General features: G+C 64.5%; 24 protein-coding genes. 16 read left to right on the forward strand and 8 right to left on the reverse strand.

Annotated features, from left to right (window positions below; all coding sequences use genetic code 11):
• Positions 1-163: 163 nt before the first annotated feature.
• The 4 genes from VAR608DRAFT_RS04005 to VAR608DRAFT_RS04020 all read left to right on the forward strand — a co-directional run bounded on the left by VAR608DRAFT_RS04005 (position 164) and on the right by VAR608DRAFT_RS04020 (position 4,767).
• On the forward strand, positions 164-3,175 hold the full coding sequence (locus tag VAR608DRAFT_RS04005) for a transglycosylase domain-containing protein (protein WP_088952888.1): 3,012 nt from the start codon (positions 164-166) through the stop codon (positions 3,173-3,175).
• A gap of 174 nt (positions 3,176-3,349) precedes the next feature.
• Positions 3,350-3,736 carry a DUF2493 domain-containing protein gene (locus VAR608DRAFT_RS04010; RefSeq protein ID WP_088952889.1) on the forward strand — a complete coding sequence of 129 codons (387 nt, stop codon included), beginning with the start codon at positions 3,350-3,352 and terminating at the stop codon, positions 3,734-3,736.
• 108 nt (positions 3,737-3,844) lie between these two features.
• On the forward strand, positions 3,845-4,057 hold the full coding sequence (locus VAR608DRAFT_RS04015; protein WP_157730595.1) for a hypothetical protein: 213 nt from the start codon (positions 3,845-3,847) through the stop codon (positions 4,055-4,057).
• Positions 4,058-4,089: 32 nt separating this feature from the next.
• Positions 4,090-4,767, forward strand: a complete 678-nt coding sequence (locus VAR608DRAFT_RS04020; RefSeq protein ID WP_088952891.1) for a methyltransferase family protein — start codon at positions 4,090-4,092, stop codon at positions 4,765-4,767.
• Here the strand turns inward: VAR608DRAFT_RS04020 and VAR608DRAFT_RS04025 are convergent.
• Positions 4,736-5,641, reverse strand: coding sequence for an SDR family oxidoreductase (locus VAR608DRAFT_RS04025; RefSeq protein ID WP_088952892.1), 906 nt, complete (start codon positions 5,639-5,641; stop codon positions 4,736-4,738). The two genes, VAR608DRAFT_RS04020 and VAR608DRAFT_RS04025, sit on opposite strands and share 32 nt — an antisense overlap.
• Before the next feature lie 109 nt (positions 5,642-5,750).
• On the opposite strand from VAR608DRAFT_RS04025, the gene VAR608DRAFT_RS04030 reads away from it, so the two are divergent.
• The 4 genes from VAR608DRAFT_RS04030 to VAR608DRAFT_RS04045 all read left to right on the forward strand — a co-directional run bounded on the left by VAR608DRAFT_RS04030 (position 5,751) and on the right by VAR608DRAFT_RS04045 (position 8,102).
• Entirely contained in the window at positions 5,751-6,653 is a 903-nt protein-coding gene (locus tag VAR608DRAFT_RS04030; RefSeq protein WP_088952893.1) for a helix-turn-helix transcriptional regulator, read from the forward strand.
• A gap of 107 nt (positions 6,654-6,760) precedes the next feature.
• Positions 6,761-7,132 carry a response regulator transcription factor gene (locus VAR608DRAFT_RS04035; RefSeq protein WP_197700467.1) on the forward strand — a complete coding sequence of 124 codons (372 nt, stop codon included), beginning with the start codon at positions 6,761-6,763 and terminating at the stop codon, positions 7,130-7,132.
• Positions 7,133-7,189: 57 nt separating this feature from the next.
• The gene (locus tag VAR608DRAFT_RS04040) at positions 7,190-7,417 is read left to right on the forward strand and encodes a hypothetical protein (RefSeq protein ID WP_088958587.1); all 228 of its coding nucleotides are present in this window, start codon (positions 7,190-7,192) and stop codon (positions 7,415-7,417) included.
• Positions 7,418-7,448: 31 nt separating this feature from the next.
• On the forward strand, positions 7,449-8,102 hold the full coding sequence (locus tag VAR608DRAFT_RS04045; protein ID WP_088952894.1) for an enoyl-CoA hydratase-related protein: 654 nt from the start codon (positions 7,449-7,451) through the stop codon (positions 8,100-8,102).
• 124 nt (positions 8,103-8,226) lie between these two features.
• Here the strand turns inward: VAR608DRAFT_RS04045 and VAR608DRAFT_RS04050 are convergent, their stop codons facing one another.
• From VAR608DRAFT_RS04050 to VAR608DRAFT_RS04065, 4 genes are all read right to left on the reverse strand, one after another.
• Positions 8,227-9,909 (reverse strand): ABC1 kinase family protein, encoded by a 1,683-nt coding sequence (locus VAR608DRAFT_RS04050; protein WP_197700468.1) that lies wholly within the window; start codon positions 9,907-9,909, stop codon positions 8,227-8,229.
• Between the two features lie 3 nt (positions 9,910-9,912).
• Positions 9,913-10,635 carry a DUF6781 family protein gene (locus VAR608DRAFT_RS04055; protein WP_157730596.1) on the reverse strand — a complete coding sequence of 241 codons (723 nt, stop codon included), beginning with the start codon at positions 10,633-10,635 and terminating at the stop codon, positions 9,913-9,915.
• Positions 10,636-10,725: 90 nt separating this feature from the next.
• Positions 10,726-11,964: a M16 family metallopeptidase gene (locus VAR608DRAFT_RS04060; protein WP_231973645.1), complete on the reverse strand. Its 1,239-nt coding sequence runs from the start codon at positions 11,962-11,964 to the stop codon at positions 10,726-10,728.
• 81 nt (positions 11,965-12,045) lie between these two features.
• Positions 12,046-12,303, reverse strand: a complete 258-nt coding sequence (locus tag VAR608DRAFT_RS04065; protein ID WP_088952896.1) for a helix-turn-helix domain-containing protein — start codon at positions 12,301-12,303, stop codon at positions 12,046-12,048.
• Positions 12,304-12,533: 230 nt separating this feature from the next.
• Here VAR608DRAFT_RS04065 and VAR608DRAFT_RS04070 point away from each other — a divergent pair, with 230 nt between their 5' ends.
• A complete protein-coding gene (locus tag VAR608DRAFT_RS04070; protein ID WP_088952897.1) occupies positions 12,534-12,794 on the forward strand; it encodes a hypothetical protein in 261 nt (86 codons plus the stop codon).
• A 46-nt stretch (positions 12,795-12,840) separates the two neighbouring features.
• On the opposite strand, the gene VAR608DRAFT_RS36725 is transcribed toward VAR608DRAFT_RS04070, so the two are convergent.
• Positions 12,841-13,122: a hypothetical protein gene (locus VAR608DRAFT_RS36725; RefSeq protein WP_157730597.1), complete on the reverse strand. Its 282-nt coding sequence runs from the start codon at positions 13,120-13,122 to the stop codon at positions 12,841-12,843.
• Between the two features lie 24 nt (positions 13,123-13,146).
• Positions 13,147-13,392, reverse strand: a complete 246-nt coding sequence (locus VAR608DRAFT_RS04075; protein ID WP_088952898.1) for a hypothetical protein — start codon at positions 13,390-13,392, stop codon at positions 13,147-13,149.
• A gap of 698 nt (positions 13,393-14,090) precedes the next feature.
• On the opposite strand from VAR608DRAFT_RS04075, the gene VAR608DRAFT_RS04080 reads away from it, so the two are divergent.
• The 4 genes from VAR608DRAFT_RS04080 to VAR608DRAFT_RS04095 all read left to right on the forward strand — a co-directional run bounded on the left by VAR608DRAFT_RS04080 (position 14,091) and on the right by VAR608DRAFT_RS04095 (position 18,173).
• Positions 14,091-15,002, forward strand: a complete 912-nt coding sequence (locus VAR608DRAFT_RS04080) for a TauD/TfdA dioxygenase family protein (RefSeq protein WP_231973209.1) — start codon at positions 14,091-14,093, stop codon at positions 15,000-15,002.
• Between the two features lie 27 nt (positions 15,003-15,029).
• A complete protein-coding gene (locus tag VAR608DRAFT_RS04085; protein WP_088952899.1) occupies positions 15,030-16,088 on the forward strand; it encodes a 3-keto-5-aminohexanoate cleavage protein in 1,059 nt (352 codons plus the stop codon).
• Positions 16,089-16,219: 131 nt separating this feature from the next.
• Positions 16,220-17,830 (forward strand): sulfatase-like hydrolase/transferase, encoded by a 1,611-nt coding sequence (locus VAR608DRAFT_RS04090; protein WP_088952900.1) that lies wholly within the window; start codon positions 16,220-16,222, stop codon positions 17,828-17,830.
• A gap of 109 nt (positions 17,831-17,939) precedes the next feature.
• Positions 17,940-18,173 (forward strand): hypothetical protein, encoded by a 234-nt coding sequence (locus VAR608DRAFT_RS04095; RefSeq protein ID WP_088952901.1) that lies wholly within the window; start codon positions 17,940-17,942, stop codon positions 18,171-18,173.
• A gap of 289 nt (positions 18,174-18,462) precedes the next feature.
• Here the strand turns inward: VAR608DRAFT_RS04095 and VAR608DRAFT_RS04100 are convergent, their stop codons facing one another.
• Entirely contained in the window at positions 18,463-18,939 is a 477-nt protein-coding gene (locus VAR608DRAFT_RS04100) for a MarR family winged helix-turn-helix transcriptional regulator (protein ID WP_088952902.1), read from the reverse strand.
• Between the two features lie 366 nt (positions 18,940-19,305).
• Here VAR608DRAFT_RS04100 and VAR608DRAFT_RS04105 point away from each other — a divergent pair, with 366 nt between their 5' ends.
• Genes VAR608DRAFT_RS04105 through maiA form a run of 3 tightly spaced genes read left to right on the forward strand, consistent with a single transcriptional unit; the run spans position 19,306 to position 21,851 of the window.
• A complete protein-coding gene (locus VAR608DRAFT_RS04105) occupies positions 19,306-20,436 on the forward strand; it encodes a cupin domain-containing protein (protein ID WP_088952903.1) in 1,131 nt (376 codons plus the stop codon).
• A 48-nt stretch (positions 20,437-20,484) separates the two neighbouring features.
• On the forward strand, positions 20,485-21,192 hold the full coding sequence (locus VAR608DRAFT_RS04110) for a fumarylacetoacetate hydrolase family protein (protein ID WP_088952904.1): 708 nt from the start codon (positions 20,485-20,487) through the stop codon (positions 21,190-21,192).
• A 17-nt stretch (positions 21,193-21,209) separates the two neighbouring features.
• Positions 21,210-21,851, forward strand: coding sequence for a maleylacetoacetate isomerase (maiA, locus tag VAR608DRAFT_RS04115; RefSeq protein ID WP_088952905.1), 642 nt, complete (start codon positions 21,210-21,212; stop codon positions 21,849-21,851).
• Positions 21,852-21,938: the final 87 nt, after the last annotated feature.

A 21,938-nucleotide genomic window follows, 5' to 3' on the forward strand; every position in this document is an offset into this window, starting at 1 on the left:
GCCCTGCGCGCGAAGAGGGACTTGTATCCCGGCCGGCATTCGACTTGGTTTGATCGCCCCGGCTTGGCGAAGTTTCCCAGGCTCACCGCAAGCCAAGTTGCTGCGGAAAGCGCATCATCGTCATCGGCGAACCCAACGGTGCGGGCTGTGTGCGAGGCAGAGCATGACCTGGTTCAAAAAGGCTTTCTGGATCGGCGGTGGACTCGCCGTCGTGGGGGTGCTTGCCGCATTCACGGTGGACGAATTGAAGACTTCCCGGCTGCAATCGGCCCTGTGGCGCGACCTCGCCGGCGGTGCCCGCTTCAGCGTCGACGCCGGGGCCAGCGATGCCATCCGCTTCCCCCACACCGGGCCCTACGACCAGCGGCTGGGCTACGACCAGCTGCCTGGCTACATCGAGCGCCTGGAGCCCCTGGGCTTCGCGATCACCCGCCAGGCCCGCATGTCGCCGCGGCTGATCGAACTGCAGGAGCACAGGCTTTTCATCCCCTACCGGGAGAAGAACCAGGCAGGCCTGACCGTGCGCGACTGCCGCGATGCAACGCTGCTGCAAACGCGCGTGCCGGCGCGCGTGTACGAGCGCTTCGAGGAGGTGCCGCCGCTGCTGGTGAGCGCACTGCTGTTCGTCGAGGACCGCCGCCTGCTGGACGCGCAGCCACCGCAGCGCAATCCTGCGATCGATCCGGAGCGCTTCGCGAAGGCCGCGCTCGAACAGGCGCTCCGCGCCGTCGACCCGAGCCTGACGGCCACGGGCGGCAGCACGCTGGCGACCCAGATCGAGAAGTACCGCCACTCCCCTCACGGCCGCACCGCGTCGGTCGGCGAGAAGCTGCGCCAGATGGCATCGGCCTCGCTACGCGCCTACCAGGACGGCGAGGACACGCTGGCGCGGCGCCGCCAGATCGTCGTCGACTACCTCGATACGGTGCCCCTGGCCGCGCGCCCCGGCATCGGCGAAGTGCACGGCCTGGGCGACGGCCTGTGGGCCTGGTATGGCCGCGACTTCGGCGAAGTCAACCACCTGCTCGCCGACCACGACGAAGGCGCCACGCCCACGGAAGAAGCGCTTCGGCTTCAGGCCGAAGCCTTCAAGCAGGCGCTGTCGCTGATGATCGCTCAGCGCCGCCCGTCGCAGCATCTGCTCGGCGACGGCACGGGCCTGACGCGGCTGACCGACAGCTACCTGCGGCTGATGGCCGAGGCCGGCGTGATATCGCCTTCGCTGCGCGATGCGGCATTGCCGCTGCCCCTGCGCCTGCAGCCCGAACTGCCGCCGGCGCCGAGGACCGACTTCGTCGAACGCAAGGCTGCGAACGCGCTGCGGACCCACATCTCCACCCTGCTCGACGTGCCGCGCGCGTACGACCTCGAGCGTCTCGACCTCGAGGCGGAAACCAGCCTCGACGGCGAGGCGCAGGCGCTCGCGACGCGAATTCTCTCCGGCCTGCGCACGCCCGCCGCGGCGAAGGCGGCGGGACTGGTCGGCTTCCACATGCTCGACCCCGGCGCGGACCCCGCCCCCTTGGTCTACAGCTTCACGCTGTTCGAGCGCGGCGCACGGGCGAACCTTCTGCGTGTCCAGGCCGACAGCATCGACCAGCCTTTCGACGTCAACCAGGGCGCGCGGCTGGACCTGGGCTCGACGGCCAAGCTGCGCACCCTGGTGAGCTACCTGGAGCTGGTCGCCGAGCTGCACGCGCGCTGGGCCGATCTGAGCTCCACCGAGCTGTCGGCGCTGGCGCTGAGCCCGCGCGATCCGCTGGGCGTCTGGGCGCGGCAGTACCTGCTGCGCGCCAAGGACCGCAGCCTCGCGCCGATGCTCGAGGCAGCCATGGAGCGCCGATACTCGGCGAGCCCGTCGGAGGCCTTCTTCACCGGCGGCGGCATGCACCAGTTCGAGAACTTCGATCGCTCCCACGGCGGCAGCTCGATGACGGTGCGAGAGGGCTTCAAGCACTCGGTCAACCTGGTGTTCATCCGCCTGATGCGCGACCTGGTGCGCCACCGGATGTTCGGCGGCGAATCGGATGCCGAGCGCATGCTGCAGGATCCCACTGACCCGGGCCGGCGCGAAATGCTCGCGCGCTTTGCCGACCGCGAAGGCTCGGCCTACCTCGCGCGCTTCTATCGCAAGTACCAGGGCCAGTCCGCCGCGGGCGCCGAGGCGCTGCTGCTGCGCGGCGTGAGGCCGTCGGCGCCGCCCCTGGCGAGCGTGCTGTTCACGATCGAGCCCGAGGCCAGCGAGGCGCAGCTCGACGCGCTGCTGATGCGGCAAACCGGCCGCGGCGCTGCCTCGCCGCGGGCACTGCAGGCGCTGCACAACACCTACGCCGGCTTGTCGCTCGCGGACCGCGGCTACGTGGCGCGCGTGCATCCGCTCGAGCTCTGGCTGGTCGGTTACCTGCGGCGTCACCCCGAAGCGTCGCTCACCGAGGTGCTGGACGCCAGCGCGCGCGAACGCCAGGAGGTCTACGCCTGGCTCTTCAAGACGCGCCACAAGGGCGCACAGGACAGGCGCGTGCGCGAACTGCTCGAGCTCGACGCGTTCGCGCAGATCCATCGTTCATGGCAGCGGCTGGGTTACCCGTTCGCATTGCTCACGCCTTCCTACGCGAGCGCGATCGGCGCGTCGGGCGACAGGCCGGCCGCGTTGGCTGAGTTGATGGGCATCATCGTCAACGACGGCCTGCGGTGGCCGACGCAACGGGTCGACGCATTGCACTTCGCGCGCGATACGCCCTACGAGACCCGGCTCGAGCCGCGCAACACGAGAGTCGAGCGGGCGTTGTCCGTCGAGGTGGCTGCGACGGTACGCAGCGCCCTCGTAGAAGTGGTGCACGGCGGCACCGCCGGGCGGCTCCAGGGTGCGCTCAAGGACGCGAACGGCCGCGTGATCGAGATCGGCGGCAAGACCGGCACCGGCGACCACCGCTACGAACGCATCGGCCGCGGCGGGCGGGTGATCTCGGAGCGCAAGATCGACCGCTCGGCCACTTTCGTCTTCATGATCGGCGATCGCTACTTCGGGACCATCATGGCCTACGTGCACGAACCCTATGCCGCCCGCTATCGGTTCACGAGCGCGCTGCCGACCCAGTTGCTGAAGTCACTGGGGCCGCAGCTGCTGCCCGTGCTCCAGCGCGGAGGGTGCGCAGGGGCTGACCGCGGACATTGAGGCTATCATCAGCAAGGCGCCAGTCAGTGCAAATCCCAACCCCGCTTCGGCGGGGTTTGCTTTTTGGCAATTCCATCTTTAAGCAGAAAGCATGAAAAGACCACCGCAAGGCCGTGACCGCGAATGCCTGGATGCGGACCTGGGCGTTCTTCATGGACCGCCTGAGATGACAGCATGAGGGTACTTGTCTGTGGCGGACGCCACTACGACGACTGGACATTCATCGTGAATGTCCTCGACAGCATTCATGCACGCCGACCGGTCACGCTCCTGATCGAAGGCGGTGCCACGGGTGCAGACAGCCTCGCACGCCGATGGGCCATCGCACGAGGTATTGAAGTTGCCACGTACCGCGCAAACTGGGATCGCTATGAGCACCGTGCTGTGCCCATCAGAAACTCTCAGATGCTGCGCGAGGGTCGTCCGGAGCTCGTGGTTGCGTTCAAGGGTGGTCGCGGGACCGCGCACATGGTCACGATCGCTGCGGCAGCGCTCGTGCCGGTACTGAAGACCTGGCGGTCCGCGGGAGAGGCAGGGACGGCTTCCTCACTTGAATTTTGATAAGCACTTAGGCATTTGGTACCAAGGCCGAGGGCGGCCCGGTTCGCGACCTGCCGCAGGAAGCCTAAGATGCTACTTGGGCGCTTTGCCCGGTTTTGGAGCCTCCGCATGACATTGGACGAATACAACGCAAGCGTCAGAAACCTCCTTGCTGAGCAGCAGAACATTGCACAGGAAACGGCAAAGCTTGCGCTCTCCGGGATGGCCAATCCGGCCAGCCCGCAGTTCGCGGAGTTGATGACAAGGCAGTGGTCCCTGGTTCAGGAACTCGCAAAGCTCAATACGGACCTGATGCTCGGAATCGTCAGGCCGGGGATGTAAGGTGTCCTGTCCGATGGTCCTGCCTTTGTGTGGTGATTCCTCTTTACCGTCAGGCCCTGGTTCAAAGCGTTTTGGGGCTGCTCTTCTTCATCGCCCTTGTCTTTGGGTCGGCCGGCACGTGGGAGTATTGGCAGGGCTGGACATTCTTGGCCGTATTCTTCGCTTCAACGCTGGCCTTTACGATCTATCTCGCGATCTACGACAAACCCTTGCTCGAGCGGCGCATGAAGGCGGGGCCGTGGCATGAACAGGAACGGTCGCAGAAGATCATCGTCTCTCTCGTTTTCGTCGCCTTCTTTGCATCCGTCGTTCTTCCCATACTCGACTACCGCCTCGGTCTCTCGCGGGTGCCGGCATGGGTCTCCGTCGTCGGCAACGCGATCATCGTTTTCTCGTTTCTCGCGATCTTCTGGGTCGTCAGGACAAACAGTTGGGCCGCATCGAATATCCGCGTGGAGGCCGGGCAGAAAGTCATCGATGGCGGCCCGTATGCGTACATTCGCCATCCGATGTACGCCGCGGCCGTCTGGCTGTTCGTGGGGATGCCGCTTGCCCTCGGCTCGTGGTGGTCAATCGCGCTCCTGGCCCCACTCCTCCCGGTGTTGCTTTGGCGTCTTCTCGACGAAGAGAGAATCCTTGCTCGGGATCTCCCCGGCTACACCGACTATATGCGGCGAGTCAAATACCGGCTCGTTCCGCTGGCGTGGTGAGGGTGCGAAAGTATGCGGGACTGTCCAAATCGGCCAGCAACCCCGGTTGGCTTGGCATCCATTGCAGGGCTTCGCGAGTACGCGCGTTTGAGGTCGGAAAATCGCCGGCCGCGATCGGCGCGAACCATCCGAAGTGCTCGGCGCCTCGGGATTGAACCGGCAGGCCAAGTCGACGGCCGATGATCTCGGCGATCTCCTTCAACGCGATCCCCTCCTCGGCAACGCCGTGGTAGGCGAACTGAGTGTCGCCAGCCTCCAGGATCAGGCGATAGAGACGGCCCGCGTCCAGGCGATGCACGGCAGGCCATCGATTGCTGCCGTCGCCGACGTAGGCCGACACGCCAGTGCGCCGCGCCGTGTCGATAAGGATCGGGATGAATCCCTGATCGCCGAAGCCGTGAACAGTCGGTGCCAATCGAACTGCCGACACGCGCACGCCGAGTTCCTCCACGGCGCGCGCTTCGACCTCGGACCTGCGCGGGTGAGACAGGTCCTCTTGGGGCATGTCCTCCGTGGCCAATTGTCCCGGCCTCACCAGGACCGCACCGGACGTGACGATGAGCCGCCGTCCGGTTCCCCGCAGGCCGTTCGCGAGTGCCCGGATGGCCCGGCGGTCCTGCTGGGCGTTCTGTGCGAATTTCGAGAAGTCGTGGTTGAACGCGGTGTGGATCACGGCGTCCGCTGCCTCGGCGGCCCGGGTCAGGGTTGGCAGGTCGTCAAGGGTTCCCCGAACGACGCGGCCTCCCATTGCGGCGAGCTTGGTTGCACCGTCCTCGGAACGGACAAGACCCGCGACTTGATGTCCGGCATCGAGCAGCTCCTTGACGACGACTGAGCCAACCCATCCGGACGCGCCTGTGACGAAAACGTTCATGGTGATTTCCTCGTTGAAAGGCTGTACTGTCACCAGAACGCTTATCGTGGTAAATGCGTGACGTTATCCTGGTATAAGAAGTACCAGGCAACCTCTGCTGGGAGCTGTCATGACCGCTGCCGATATCACCTCGCTGGGGGCTTATCTCCGCAACCGGCGAACACGACTGGATCCGGTCGCCCTCGGCTTGTCGACTGCTCGGCGACGAACTCCCGGCCTGCGCAGAGAAGAGGTCGCGCAACGCGCGCACATCAGTGCGACCTGGTACACGTGGCTGGAACAGGGGCGCGGCGGGGCGGCGTCGGCGGAAGTTCTCCACCGGATCTGCGAAGCGCTGATGCTCACGGATGTGGAGCGGGAACATGCGTTCATCCTCGGCCTCGGCCGCGCGCCGGAGATCCGCTACCGGCCGACCGACGGCATCACGCCGCGGCTGCAACGCGTACTCGATGCCTTCGGGCCTGTGCCGGCGATGGTCAGGAATGCCACATGGGATGTCGTTGCCTGGAATCGCGCGACCTCCGTCGTGATTGCGGACTTCGGCAACTTGCCGATTCGTGAGCGCAACGTTCTTCGCCGCATGTTTCTCGATCCCGAGGCACGAGCGGCCCAGGTGGAGTGGGAGGCCACGGCCCGGCTCATCGTCGCCGTGTTCCGGGCGGATGCCGCAAGAGCCGGCGCCAGTGAAGACATGCAGTCTCTCGCCGACGAGCTGTGCGCCGCCAGTGCGGACTTTGCCCGGATGTGGCGCGACAAGGCGGTGCAGCAGTCCGGTGAGGGCATCAAGCAGATCAGGCATCCCACAGCCGGCCTGCTCGCGCTCGAGTACTCCACCTTCATCGTCGATGGACGCACCGACCTGGCCCTGCTCGTCTACAACCCGGCGAACGACGACGTCGCAGCCAGGATCAGGAAGTTGATCGACGAGCAATCGGTGCGCGATCGCAAGCAGCTGCGAGCGAAGAAGGGCAGCACGACGCGGCCCGCGCGCCTGTCCACTCCAGAGCGCTAGGCGTCTAAACCAAAGTCGTAGAGCGCGCATCGCTCGTCCAATGGTCTTTGGCGCGCGATCGGCCTAGTCTGGCGTCCAGGCTCAAGAAGAGCTGCAAGGAGACACCAGTGCGCGACCTGCCGACCATAGCGATCGTCGATGACGATGAATCGGTTCGAGACACCACGAAAGACCTGCTCGAATCTGCCGGCTTGTCCGCCGCCACCTTCCGGTCCGCCGAGCGCTTCCTGCTATCGAAGGACACATGCGCCATCAAGTGCCTGGTCGCCGACATGCGAATGCCGGGGATGACCGGGCTCGAGCTGCACCGCCACCTGGACGCCGCTGGCACTCCGATTCCGACGATCCTCATCACCGCCTACCCCGACGAAGGGGCGCGCGCGCACGCCCTGAAGGCGGGCGTGATCTGCTTTCTGGCAAAGCCCTTCAGTGCCGAAGACCTCCTCGCCTGCGTCGAGATGGCCCTGCAGGCTGCGTGAGGCGAACGAGACAACTTCCTGGGACTTTTCATTGAAATGAACGACGAGGCCTCCGCCATGCATGCCGCCCCCCACTCGTCCGCTGCACCGTCCGCCTTCGAGCTGCGCTTTCCCTCTCTCAGCGGCACGGGCCGCGACCTGTCGTTTCCCTGCGATGCCAGCGGTTTGGTGCAGATGGACAGGTTGAGCGCGCGCGCGCTGAACAACTACCTTCTTGCACGCGCGCTGTTGGGCCGCGACTACGGGTGGCCCAGCGTGCAGGCCTTCTGCCAGGTGCGGATCTGAAGGCAAAGAGCAGCGCGGCCGGAAGACCCAGATGCAACCGCTGCTGAACCTCCTCTATGAAAAGAGGGCGGGCATCGCCTACGTCACCATCAACCGCCCGCAGTCGATGAACGCGCTGAACCAGACGGCGCTCGACGAGCTGGTGTCGGTGATGGGGGACGCGCGAGAGGACCCCGTAGTGCGTGGCGTGATCGTGACCGGCGCGGGCGACAAGGCCTTCGTCACCGGGGCCGACATCGCCGAGATCGCGTCGACATCCGCCATCGATGCGCAGGCCTTCACGCGCAGACACCGGCACGCCTTCGATCTGATCGAGGGCCTCGGCAAGCCGGTGATTGCAGCCGTGAATGGCTTCGCATCGGGCGAAGGGTGCGAACTGGCGATGGCTTGCACCGTGCGTCTCGCAACGACACATGCGAGATTCGGCGGGCCGGAAGCGAAGCTCTTCGTGCGCGGTTTCGGAGGGACGCAGCGCCTCCTGCGTCTCGTCGGCAAGGGCCGTGCGCTGCAGCTCATTCTCACGGCGGACACGATCGACGCGACAGAAGCGTACCGGAACGGCCTCGTCAACGAGATCGTCGATGCAGACCAGCTCATCCCCCGTGCGGAAGCGATCCTCGCAATGGGGCTGAACACGCCGATTGCCCGCGCCATCGCTGGCATGCCACGACCCAGGGCGCAGTGACCCCGCCAGGCTTCGGCAACACTTGAAGGGACTCGGAATCGTAGGCGCCGCCGATCTCATGGAGATAGATTCATCGCGCCGGTCAAAGCGACCTGCCAAGCTCGCCCCAAGTGCCTGGCCGCGCTCAGTGCGACCGCGTACGCCAGATCGACAGCACGACCCACACGCTGTTCACGAACGCGAGCAGATAGCCAAACGAGCCAAGCACCGTGAAGATCGGAATGCCGAAGACTTGCGGACCGGAGGTGACCGTCATCACGATCGATGAGCCGATGACGACCGAGGCGGTCATGATGCCGATCGTGATGCGGTTGATCGTACGGTCGAGCTTGCCCACGAAGATGTCGAGCCGCTTCAGATCGACATCCATTCGCAGGCGCCCGCGGCGCGCATCCTTGAGCAGCCGCGCAAGGTCGCGCGGCATGGCTCGCATCAGATCGAGAAACTGGCCGATGCCGGCGCCACCACGGCGCCCCAACTCCGCCGGCGCGTAGCGCGCGGCGAGCGCGCGCTCGACATAAGGCTTGAGCCGGTCGGCGAGCACAAACTCCGGATCGTATTTTCGTCCGGACCCTTCCAGTGTGATCAGCGCCTTGAACATCAGCGTGAGGTCGGACGGCAGCACGATGCCGTGCGTCCGCAGCATCGCCGTGATTCGACCGATCAATTCGCCGATGCGCATGTCTTTGACCGGCAGGTCGCCGTAGTCGGCCACGAGTTCGTCGACGTCGGCGGCGAGCCCCTCTTCATCGACCGCCTCTGCACCGGCCCAATCGAGCAGCACGTCGACCATGGGCTCGCTGTCGCGGCGCGTGATCCCGGCAAGCAAATTCATGATCTGATTACGGCGCCCAAGCGACAGCCTGCCGGTCATGCCGAAGTCGATCATCGCGATGCGATTGCCCGGCAGGTAGATCACGTTGCCGGGGTGCGGATCGGCCTGGAAGAAGCCATCCTCGAGAATCATCTTGAGCACGTTGTCGACGCCGCGCTCTGCGAGCAACTTGAGATCGAGTCCGGCACGTTCCACCGCAGCCGGGTCCTCGGCGCTGATGCCGTCGATGTGCTCCTGCACGTTCATCACTTCGCTGGTCCACTGAGGGAAGACGTGCGGGATCAGGACGTGTGGCTCGCCCCGGAAGTTGCGTTCAAAGCGCTCGATGTTGTGCGCCTCGGTGGCAAGATCCAGCTCGCGCATTGTCGAGCGCCGAAACTCTTCGACGATGTGCACCGGCTGGTAGCGGCGCACCTCGGGTACCTCCTTTTCGACGAACTGCGCGAGATGCGACAGCAGCCGCAGGTCGGCCTCTACCTTGGCTTCGATGCCGGGGCGGCGGACCTTCAACACGACTGCGCGGCCGTCGTGCAATCGCGCGCGATGTACTTGCGCGATGGAGGCGGACCCCGTCGGTTCCCGTTCGAGATCGACGAAGGCTTGCGCGTGCGGCGTGCCGAGCGACCGCTCGATCACCTGCAGGATGTGTTCGAACGGCACCGGCGCCGCGTTGCTGCGCAGGCGTGCGAGTTCCGTTGTCCAACTCGGTGGAAGCAGATCCTCGCGCAGCGAAAGCATCTGCCCCAGCTTGATGAAGGTAGGGCCGAGCTCTTCGAGAGCGAGGCGCAGTCGCTGTTGCGGCTCGAGTTGCGCACTGTGCGTAACCTGGCCCCAATGGAGTATTTCGCCAGCGCGCTCCAGGAGCGAGGCAACGCCCAGTCGCCGAACGAGATCGCCGAGTCCGTGGCGGATCAATACCAGGCTGATCTCGTGGAGGCGCGGCAGGTCCCGCACCGCACTGGCCTCGCGCACGACCTACTTCGCTTTCTTGATTTCTGACTGCTGGCGCAGCGCGTCTGCAAATCCGGCGAGCAGCCCGCTGGTGAGCAGCGTCATGTTGGCGCCGTATTGGCGCACGGAGTCGATCCCGGGCACCGACCCCGCGCGATACGAGCCGATGCGATTGGCAAATTCGCTCATCACCTGTGCGAAGCGCACGCTGGCATCGGCGCCGACGCGCTGCGCATGCAGCGAGAGATCGACGAGTTCACGGCGCAGGTTGCCGGTGGTGGCATCGGCAATCCGGTTGGCGACCGCGACGTAGTCCTGTTGCAGTATCTGCAGGGCCGCGAACGCATTCTTCAAATCATTGTCCGAAAACTCCTTGCCGCGCGCCACCAGCGCCTGCAGTGCCGCGTGGGTCGCCAGCGATGAAGCGTGCAGCGCCTCGTCAAGGCCGCGGATCGCCTCCGCGAACGCCTCGCGTGCCTGTGGACCCTCGAGCGGCGGCTTCGACACGCCGCCGCTCATCGTCCGCACGACTTCCTTGACGCCCTCGGTGTCGAGGCGACCGCCCGCCAGCATCTGCGTGGTCAGTTCGCGCACCCGCTCGCGGATCGCCAGTTCGTCGGCCTGCGCTTCAGCCGGCGCGGAGGCAGCGCTCCCCGCCGGATCTGTGGGATCGGTCATTTCGCGCCCTCCTGTGAAACGATGGGGAGTCAGGATAGACCAATTCGGTGCTTGTTGATGACAGGCCATCGCACCCGACCCTGGATTGAGGGGTGCTGCTGTTTTGGGCGGCCGACGCCCTGCCCTTCGGGCTTTGACGCGTCCGACCCGCTGACGGAGTCAGGCAGCCAGGCGCGCCGCCAGCTGCCGGGCGGTTCGCGCGCTGGCGCCCTTGCCGGTAATCGCCAGCGCCGGGGGGTTGGCCAGCATCCGCTCGAAGACCGCACGCACTTCTTCCGCTCCGATGTCATCGATCATCGCAATCGCTTCAGCCATCGGCGTCACGGTCCCGCTGGCGAAGAGCTCTTCGACGGCCTGCTCCATCGTTGCGTAGGTCCGCTCTCCGGCGCGCACCCGGGACACGGTCAGCTGGTTCTTCGCCCGCTCCAGGTGCACCGGATCGATGGTGGTGGCCTGCGCACGCAGCAGGTCGCCCGTCGCCGTCACCAGCGCGTCCAGCTTGTTGGGGGTAGTGACCGCATGCATCACGAAGTTGGCCCAGACGTCCCCGCTGTCCATCGTGGAATGGGCCGTGTAGGCCAGGCCGAGCTGCTCCCGGACGGTGTCGACCAGGGGCGCCGACATCCCGCCTCCAAACAGGTTGGCCGCCAGCGAAGCCACAAGGCGCCAGCGCTGCTGCGACATCTCTTCCTCGCGCACGGGCGCAAGCGGGTAGGCAATGTTCAAAAACACTTGCGACACCTGCGTGAAGCGCCGGGCCATGGCGAGACCCACGTACTTCGCGGGCGCCGGCTGTCGCGACACGGGTAGGTCGGCCGACTGGGGCATCGCTGCAAATAGTTCCCCGGCGAGCGCCACCCAGGCTTCGACGTCGAAGTTCCCGGCCGCAGCGACGACTGCCTTTTCCGCGACGTAGTGGGACTGCACGTGGCGGACGAGGTCTTGCCGTGCAAAGCCTTCAATGTTGCCGACGGTGCCGATCACAGGCATGCCCATCGGGTCGTCGCCCCAGATCGCGCGGTCGAGCAATTCGCTGGAGCAATCCTCCGGATCCTCCTCGTACTCGATGGCCTCCTGGCGAATCACTTCCAGCTCGCGGTGCAATTCACTGTCGGGAAATGTGCTGTTCAAAACGATGTCGGACGTCATGCGCAGCAGCTGCTGCGCGTGCCGGCCCAGGCCGGTCATGAAGTAGCCGGTGCTGTCCTTGCCAGTGAACGCGTTGACATCCGCGCCCAGCCGCTCCGCATCCAGGTTGATGGCCTGCACGGAGCGGGTGGTGGTCCCCTTGAATGCCATGTGCTCCAGGACATGGCCGATGCCGTTAGTGACCGCCGTCTCGTCGCGGGAGCCGACACGCAGGAACACGCCCACACTGGCGCTCTGCACGTGAGGCATTGGAACGGCGAGCAGCCTCACTCCGTTTGGAAGCGTGTGGAGGACCGCAGTGGTGCGCACCGACTGCATCCGGACCATGGCTCAGCGGCCTTCCGGCTGCTGCAGCCTGACGCCGATGCCGTAGAGCGCGAGGAGGCCCAGCACGTGCCCGATGGCGACACCGGGTTCACCCGATTCAATGCGGCCGATGGTTTGGACATGCACGCCCAGGCGCGCGGCCGCGGTGGTCTGGCCTTCGCCTGCCGCCAATCGGCCCAGCTTGGCCGCTGCCCCCAGCTCTCGGATTGCATGCAAGGCGTCGTCGCCGATGTCTGCCGAGATGCGCTTGCCTTGAGTCATGGGTGCATTGTCGCTGCGCCCGCGGCCTGATCGGTACTGTGATCCGGCGGCAGTTCATGGCCGACAGCGCCATGTCGTCGATCACAGGTCCGCGCCCGGCCTGATCGAGCGCATGTGCAAGCGCTGCCTGGGCGCGCTGAGGCAACTTCTCCCTTCACGGGGAAAGGCAAAACCTAGGGTTAACCCTTATAATGAGCGACACTATCACAGCCCCTGAAGGTACACCCCCGATGTCGACCACCTTTGCCGACGGCCACTCCATGGAGGAGCCCCGCGCCTCGTCCTTTGCCAATGCGCTCTCCCGCCACGTGCTGGCATGGCTTCTGCGCCTGTTTACCGGGTGGAAGCTGTCGGCGCCCGCCGCGCCGCTGACGCGCAAAGCAGAAGCCGACGCAGTACGCGATTGGGCGTGGACCTTCGCCCACACCGACCGCGGTTTCTCGGACGACCTCTTCGCGGCCGCCGACCGCCACGAACGCGCCGGCTCCTGAACGTGCCCTTCAGGGCCGCTCGTAGCGCCCCTCCGGTCGGTACTTGCTACGAACAGGTATCGGCTCCCTGCACGATCCCGAGCGCCGTTCGAACCAGTTCCGGCGTCGCTGTGAGGGTTCCCTCGGCGAAGACGCATCGATCGGGACGCAACAGGGCGACCCCGCCCCAAGGGAGCCTGCCGCGGACCCAGGCCCGTGGGAACGACGCTCCAGCCCCAAGCTTGCCCTCGCGCCGTCGCCTGAACAGCCCTTTGTCAAAGGCGTTCTGCGGCTTGATCGTCAGGTCGTCGAAAAGAGAGCGCGCGGCCGGCGTCACCAGGAACGACAAACCGTCTCTGGGCGCGGGTCACATCTACACGACCAGGCGGCCTTCGTTCGCGCGCTTGGCCTCATCAGGAGTGGGGTGCAGGAGGGTTGCGAGGAAACAGGTGCCCGCGCTGACCACCCAGAAGGTGAAGAAGGCAATCGTGTAGACGGCCTGGCGCGACCAGCCAGGCGCAGAGTCCATCGGGTCCACGAACGCGAACACCATCAACTCGAGAATGCAAGCGGCCAGGAAGGCCGGCCAGATGATCCGGAGCAGTCTATTGGCCAACATCGTTCTCTCCTCTCTCGCGTCGGGTCAGTTTGTCGGTAGTTGGCATTGAACTTCACTCCAAGCCCCCTTGTCGCTTCGGGTTTCTCCTCAAAGGCGCCGGTGGCTCACGTTGCGAGACGCCCGAGCGCCGCGGCAGTCCGAGCCGGGGGGCTCACGCCCGTCCAGGCAACCCCAATGCGCCCAGCCCCGCGCTGGCCACGGCGCGGTTCGATCGGAAAAACGTTGTCTGGCAACAGCAGATTCACCTGGATACATGCAGCGCCCGCAGCAACGTCCGACACGGCGTAAAGTGGAGCTGGGTCTTCCGGTGCGCCTCTCACGTAGGCAATCGCAGCCTCTCGCAGGCAAACGCAGCATGAACGGGAGTCCCGGCCCGGCGGCAGGTTCGCCGCCGGGCCCCTTGCGCTCCCCCGTTCGATCGAAGTGGAACGTCATCCGACCGCTTGGCTGGCGTCGACGGCGCGCAAGCGGTCTCGTACGGAAACGGGCCGCAGCGGCCCGTTGTTCCCGACGACTTGCGACGCGCGACTTTTGCGCCGAAATCGCAAAGCGGCCCCGATGTTGGCGCTGCGCGCTGCCTTGGCGAAGAGCGTGCCCTGTCCCAACTAAGCAAACAGATGTCCCAAGCAAGCAAACGGCGTTGGGCGGCATTTTGGATACTCCAGTGACCGCAGCTTGCGGATTACCGGAGACAAACAATGAGCCTGATTGCACGCCTGTGCATGGGGCTGCTGGGCTGGGCGCTCGCCTGCAATGTCTGGGCCTGGGCCGACAAGCCCCTTGCTCGGGATCGAAGCGCTCAGATTTCGGAAGTGCATCTCGGACAGGTGTCGCGCGATCCGGCGCAATTCGACGAGATCAAGGCTGCGCTGCTCAAGCATAGGGTGCTGTTCTTTCGCGGGCAGGACATCACGCGCGACGAGCACGTGGCGTTTGCGCGCTGCTTCGGCAAGCTGGAGGACCACCCCGTGGTAGGCAGCGACCCCGACCATCCGGGCCTGGTACGCATCTACCGCAGCGACAACCGGCACAGCTACGAAAACACCTATCACTGCGATGGCCTGTGGCGTCCGAACCCGGCCATGGGTGCGGTACTGCGCTGCATCGAGTGCCCGGAAATCGGCGGCGACACCATCTGGGTGAACATGGTGAAGGCTTACGAAGAGTTGCCCCAGGAAATCAAGCAGAAGATCGCCGGCCTGCGCGCCAAGGCCAGCATCGAACACTCCTTCGGCGCGGTCATGACGCCGGAGGCGCGCGCCAAGCTGGGCCGGGAGAACCCGCCGGCCGAGCATCCGGTGGTGCGCATCCACCCCGAAACCGGCGAGAAATTGCTGTTCGTCGGCGCCGGGTTCACCACCCACTTCGTCAACTACAACACGCCGGAGAACGTGCGCCATGGCATCGACAAGGCACCCGGCGCCGCCTTGCTGCTGAACTACCTGATCAGCCGCGCCAGCATCCCCGAATACCAGGTGCGCTGGTCGTGGCAGCCCGGTGACATTGCCGTCTGGGACAACCGAAGCACCCAGCACTATGCCCTGAACGACTACTGGCCTGCCCCGCGCAAGATGGAACGCGCCGGCATCGTGGGTGAGGTCCCTTACTGACCAAAGCCTTTCAATACGGAGCGCATCATGAACTTTCTCGATGGACACTTGTTCCCCGAAAACCAGCAACCCCTGATCATCACGGCCGCGCCCTATGCGCCCGGCTGGTTGCCCAGCGACTTTCCCGAAGACATCCCCGTCACGATGGAGCAGCAGGTCCAGAAGGCACTGGACTGCTACAACGCTGGCGCCACCGTGCTGCATCTGCACGTGCGCGAACTCGACGGCAAAGGCAGCAAGCGCCTGTCGAAGTTCAACGAACTGATCGCCGGCGTGCGCAAGGCAGTGCCGGAAATGATCATCCAGGTGGGCGGCTCGATCAGTTTCGCGCCGGAATCGGAAGGCGAAGCCGCCAAGTGGTTGAGCGACGACACCCGCCACATGCTGGCAGAACTCGAGCCCAAGCCCGACCAGGTCACCGTGACGGTGAACACCTCGCAGATGAATGTGACCGAGCAGGCCGAGCTGGCTGATTTCGCAGGGACCTCACGCGAGAATCCCGCCATCTTCAACGCCTACAAGGAGATGACGGTCCCCGCGCAGCCTGGCTGGGTGGAAGAGCATGTGCGCCGCCTCTCTGCAGCCGGCATCCAGAGTGCCTTCCAGTGCTACAACATCAACAGCTTCGAGTCGGTCGAGCGCCTGATGCGCCGTGGCATCTACAAGGGCCCGCTGGTCATGAACTGGGTGGCGATTGGTGGCGGTATGGACAAGCCCAGCATCTACAGCCTGGCCAACTTCGTGCGCGAGGTGCCCGATGGCGCGGTGCTGACGGTGGAAAGCCACGTGCGCAACGTGCTGCCGGTGAACATGTGGGGCATCTCAATGGGCCTGCACGTGCGCTGCGGCACCGAAGACGGCCTGTGGAACCAATCGCGCACCGCCAAGGCGAGCACCGTTTCGCAGATCGAGCAGTTGGTGCGCATCTCGCGCGAGTTCGGACGCCCCATCGCAACCGCCCAGCAGGCACGCGAGATCAGCAAGATCGGCGTGTTCTACGACACGGCGGACGAGTCGTTGCAGGCCAACGGTTTTGCGCCCAACCGGAACGGGGGCAATCAGGGCTTCCTGCGCAAAGCGGCCTGATCGCAAATCTGAAGCGTGGCGGCGTGCTGTAGCGATCAGTCGCAGGTAACTTGGCCAGAATGCCGTGATCTGCGTAGAGGTTCACGGGGGAGCATAGCGATCCACAGGAGGCGCGCGTAGCATCTGTGCCAATGGCATACAGACAGCACCGCGTCGTCAGTTTGATCGACTATGTCTGGGGCGCCATCCTGCTGATCCCAGCCCTGACGATCTTTTCATCCACGCACGTCTGGGATATTGGGGCCGCCTACCTCTTTGCCGCAACCGCAGTGTTCTTTGGCTTGCTTCGGGCGATCCTGGGGCTTCGAGTATTCCTGGTGCTCACCTACGTCCCGGCGCTGTTCGGCGTCCTGGCCGTGGGAGCCGATCTTCTACGCGATGTCAACCTTCTCGAGGCGGCCTTGATTCGGCCGGACCCAGACGAAGCGTGGCCAGAAATTCAGCCTCATGCCCAGTGGATAGCCCTGACCGCGGTCCTGCTTGCCGCGCCGATCTGGGTGGTGTTTCGCACGCCGTCAACCCGGACGGCGCGCGGGAAGTGGCCTTCGGCTACCCTCGCGACAATCAGTGTCGCCGCAGTCACATGCGGCGCCGTCTTTCATGACACTGTGCTGCGCGCGTGGCCGCTGAATGTGATTTCCGTCGCCGTGGCTTCTGCGATCGGCCGTGACGACTTCATCTCGACGGCGTCGCCCTATGCGGCCGTCAACCCTCGGTCGGCGTCCGCGAGTTGGGGCGCCTCGCGGGTGCCGGGACTTCACCCGCAGAACGAGACATACATCCTCATCATCGGGGAAACACTGCGTGCCGACCGGCTCGGTGCATGCGGCGGCCAAAAGCAGGTCGGCATCAGCCATCAAGACGCGATCATCTATTGCGATGTGACGTCCGGATCCAGCAGCACGCATACGTCGGTCCCTCTGCTCGTATCGCGCGAAATGCCTGGCGGTGCGTTTCGGGTCAGCAAGGACGCAACATTCATGAAGGCTTTCGAGGAAGCTGGATTTCACACCTATTGGCTTGCCGTCCAGGAAAGAGGCATTGCGTGGCCTGACGCGAATACCGAAATGTTCGTGACGATAAAGAGGACCGATCGAGAAAGCCTTCTGCCATCGCTCAGATTGGTGCTCGCGCAGAACGCGCCCAAGAAATTGATCGTGGTGCATGCCTACGGCGCACACTTTTCGTACTGCGATCGCTATGACCCCGCAACAGCTGCTTTCCAGGCCGACTGCTCGAAGCTTTCCGAACTCCCGGATGATTCCACGCTGCCGGATTTCATCCGCGCCTACGACAACGCCGCAGCCGAATCCCTCCGATTCGTCGATGCCGTGATCTCGGAGGCAGCGCAGGCGCGCGACTCGTCCTTCGTGATGTACACGGCTGACCATGGCGAGAACCTGCTTGACGACGGACGAAAGCTTTTTCAGCACGCGCTGAAAGATCCGACGCGCTGGGACACGACCGTCCCGGCCGTCATGTGGGCGAGCGATGAATGGCGCGCCGGCAACTCGGCGCGCTGGGAACGGCTCCGCGTCAACCATGAAGCCAAGGTGATGCATGCCGACCTTGTGCCCACCCTGCTCGGTTCCGCGGCCATCACGTATGTCGACGACCGGCGAGTGGCTGTCGATCTCGGAGCGATGTCACCGGCTGCTGATAGAACCCGGTGGGTAACGCGACGTCTCGGCGAGAAGATAAATGGCGACCAACTGCGCCAAGTACACCCCGAGCGGCAATAGGCACGGGGCCGGAGAACGACCAATCGTCGCGCCGTAGACTTACTAAAGATACGGTCATTTTTGACCAGATGCCCGCAGGCGATATGTGAGACGCGCCACGATCCGGAAAATGATCGATGCGCGCTTCGCGACAGGTGAACACGGGGAGGTGTACGTCTCCATGGCGTATCTTCGTGAGGTGCTCCGCACCAAGCCGCACAACGCGGCCATGATCGCGAACCTCAAAGCCACGTTTGCTTCCGTCGAGTCATCACCGGCGCCCCAGATGCCGGCGGCCCAGATGCCCGCGGCCACCATTGAGCGCTGTCGTTGCCTGCGCCGCCGTCGGCGCCGCGTCCTCTGATCGAAATCGGTCGCGAACGCGCGGGCGACGACATCCGTCGGACTGCCTGCCACGAACGGGACCACGATCGTGACGGGCCGGCTCGCAAAGCCTTGCGCGAGCGCTGCGACCGAAATCGAGAACAAGGCAAGCGCACTGACGCAGGTTCGAAAAATCACCTTGCGAAGCAGAAACCCGAGATCCAGCGCAAGTCGGCCGCCGCACGACGTCGGGTCCTTAAGGTCCGTCGTTAGTCGGACTCAGACCGAAACCAACCTGATTCTCTCGGGTCAGGAGTCCACGACGACGACTACTCCTCCCGCGCAACAATAGGGCCGGGAGCACGTGCCAACTCATTGTTCTCGTGAATCAAGAACGTGAGCATCTCCATGAATTGGGCACGGCGGTCCTCGGGTAGCGGATCAAGCATCCGTTTCTGGGCCCTCAGCACTGCGGGTTCCGCGTCTTTCAGCAAACGCTCCCCTTCTGACGTCGCGTAGAGCAATCGGACACGACGGTCCTTCGGGCTCCCGCGTCGTTCCACGAGTCCCCGTGCCTGTAGTCTGTCGATCACGCTTCCGGTCGTCGAAAAATCAAAACCAATGAGACGAGCCAGGGAGCGTTGATCAACACCGGGCTGTCGAATCACGGCCGACAGCGCCGCGAACTGCACCGGTGTCACGCCCCAAGGCTGAGCTTCCTCCATGAAGACAGCCACCGCGATCTGCTGCAAGCGTCGAATGAAATAGCCGGGAAAGTTCTCTAGCTCTGCGGGCCTGAAGTCCATGGCGGGCTTTCTGACGGCACGCACTTCCAGGCACATGCTGCAGCGCCGGTATCGCGAAGGCCGTCGGCGGGCAAGACGCCTCCCATCACGAGGCGCTGCCCAAGGGGATCGAAGCGAAATCATAGCCGGAAGGCTTTTGCTCCCTCGGATTTCACCCGGGTAAACCCTGATAAATCATAGTATTTTGATAAGTACACTTTTCATAAGTATACTGTCTATTTGATCCAAATCCATTTGGCGGCGCGTCGCCGCCTCGGACGCGCAAGCCCAAGCCCCTCTCGCGAACACCTGGGCCGTGCACTCTCCCCGGGCATCCGCCTGCCCAGACCGAGCCGACGGTGGTGCTGACCCAGAGCAAGGATTTACATGAACCCGATCGATCTGCCCCCATCGCCCGTGCGCCTTCAGGCGACGTCCGCACCCAACCAACCGGAGCCCACAGCCGCGCTGGAGGAGCTGTATCGCGGCTTTGAGCAGGAACTGCTGGTTCCTCTGTGGACCGAGATCGGTGGCCTGATGCCACCCCACCCGCGCAGCAAGGCGGAGGCCCATCTTTGGCGCTGGGATCGACTGAAACAGTTGGCCAGCGAAGCGGGTCACATCGTGCCCGTGGGCCGTGGTGGCGAGCGTCGCGCCATTGCCTTGGCGAATCCGGCGCTGGGCGGCAGGCCCTACGCCACGCCGACGCTGTGGGCTGCAATCCAGTACTTGATGCCTGGCGAGCACGCGCCCGAGCACCGGCATACGCAACATGCCTTCCGATTCATCGTTGAAGGCGAAGGTGTATGGACGGTGGTCGGCGGCGATCCGGTACGGATGTCTCGCGGTGACTTCCTCCCACAGGCTGGGTGGAACTGGCACGCCCATCACAACGCCGCGACGGAGCCGATGGCGTGGATCGATGGATTGGACATTCCCTTCTCGTACTACACGGAGTCGCAGTTCTTTGAACATGGCCGGGATGAAATTACCGCAGCCGAGCAAACCACGCCCGACCGCTCGCGCTCCGAGCGCCTATGGGGTCATCCGGGCTTGCGTCCGTTGTCTCAGCCGGCCGACACGCCCGGCACGCCCCTCCTGGCGTACCGGTGGGAAGACACTGACCGCGCATTGAGCGACCAGCTCGCGCTGGAGGAAGAAGGCCACGTCGGCGTGATCAGTCCCGGTCATGCTGCCGTTCGCTTTACCCACCCAGGCACAGGGCGCGACGTATTGCCCACCATCCGCTGCGAGATGCACCGCGTGCGCGCGGGCAGCACGACCCGGAGCTGGCGCGAAGTCGGCTCCTCCGTCTATCAGATTTTCGAGGGCACCGGCAAGGTCAGCGTGGGTAGCAAGGAATGGCGTGTGCAGCGCGGCGATATGCTCGTCGTGCCCTCCTGGGTGTCCTTCCAGGCTCGATGCGACGACGATGCCGCGCTCGACCTATTCCGCTTTAGCGATGCGCCCATCTTCGAGGCGCTCCACCAACATCGCGTGCAGATCGATGCCGAGTGACCGATGCCAACCGAACGTCACCCCATCTTCTTTTTGACAGAAATCTTCATGAACCAACCCTCATATCTCTGGACACCTTCCCCGGTTTATTCCCTGCCCGTGCGAGGCAGCGAGAAGCGCCTGCCTATCCATCGACTGTTCTTCGTCGGGCGCAACTACCATGCCCATGCAGTTGAGATGGGCCGTCCGGTGGACAAGAGCGTCGAGCGCCCCTTCTACTTCACGAAGGATCCCTCCACGCTGACGCCCTCCGGCGCCACCGTGGCCTATCCTCCTGAAACCAGCAACTATCACTTCGAGATGGAGTTGCTAGTCGCCATCGGCAAGGAAGGCTTCCGGATTGCCGCCGACCGTGCTCACGAGTACATCTACGGTTACGCCTGCGGTCTGGATATGACGCGGCGCGATCTTCAACTGGTGGCGCGCGATAAGGGCCGGCCCTGGGATCTGGGCAAGGACGTCGAACAATCGTCCGTCGCCAGCGAGATCGTGCCCATGCAGGGGCAGGTGCTCGATGCCGGTGCCATCGAACTGTCGGTCAATGGCCAGGTCAAGCAGCAGTCGGATCTGAACAAGCTAATTTGGAACCTCCGAGAGATCCTTGCCGACCTGTCTCTCTTCTACCACCTGCAGCCGGGCGACCTGATCTACACCGGTACGCCCGAAGGCGTGGGCGCCGTTTCGCCTGGCGACCGTATCACCGGACGCATCGAGGGCGTCGGCGAGATCGCGCTGACCGTCGGCGAACGCTCCTGATCGAGAAGAACAAAGCCATGGAGCTATACAGCTTCTTTCGAAGCGGCACCTCGCACCGTTTGCGCATTGCGCTGAACCTCAAGGGACTAAAGCCTGCCTATCGCGCCATAGATTTGCGCGTAGACGAACAGGCCCAGGCCGAGTACAGGGTCATCAATCCTCAAGGTCTCGTGCCCGCACTGACTCTGGACGACGGTAGCACTCTGATCCAATCGCCAGCCATCATCGAGTGGCTCGAGGAACGCTACCCTACCCCAGCACTGCTGCCTGAAGGACCTGAGGCGCGCGCACAAGTCCGCGCGCTGGCCGCCATGGTGGGCTGCGATATCCACCCCATCAACAACCGCCGCATCCTGCAGTACTTGCGCAAGAACATGGGTGCGGATGAGGCAGCCGTCAACGCCTGGTGCGCCACCTGGATCACGACGGGCTTCGACGCCATCGAAGTGCTACTGCGGCAGGACACGGCTCGTGGCGATTTCTGCTTCGGCGGGGCGCCTTCGCTCGCCGACGTCTATCTGGTTCCTCAAGTCGAAAGTGCGCGCCGCTTTGGTGTCGACATGACCCGTTGGCCGCTGATCAGCGCGGTCGACGCCACCTGTTCTCGCTTGCCCGCCTTCGCGCAGGCGGCGCCCGCCGCGCAGTCGGACGCCCGCTGAATCTCCGGCACTCCGAGTTGGGCGTGCGCACATGCGACCGCCCAGCCAGGACCCAATCACCATGACCCGCACCATTGACGTCCAGCA

Source organism: Variovorax sp. HW608, assembly GCF_900090195.1.
GTDB lineage: Bacteria > Pseudomonadota > Gammaproteobacteria > Burkholderiales > Burkholderiaceae_C > Variovorax.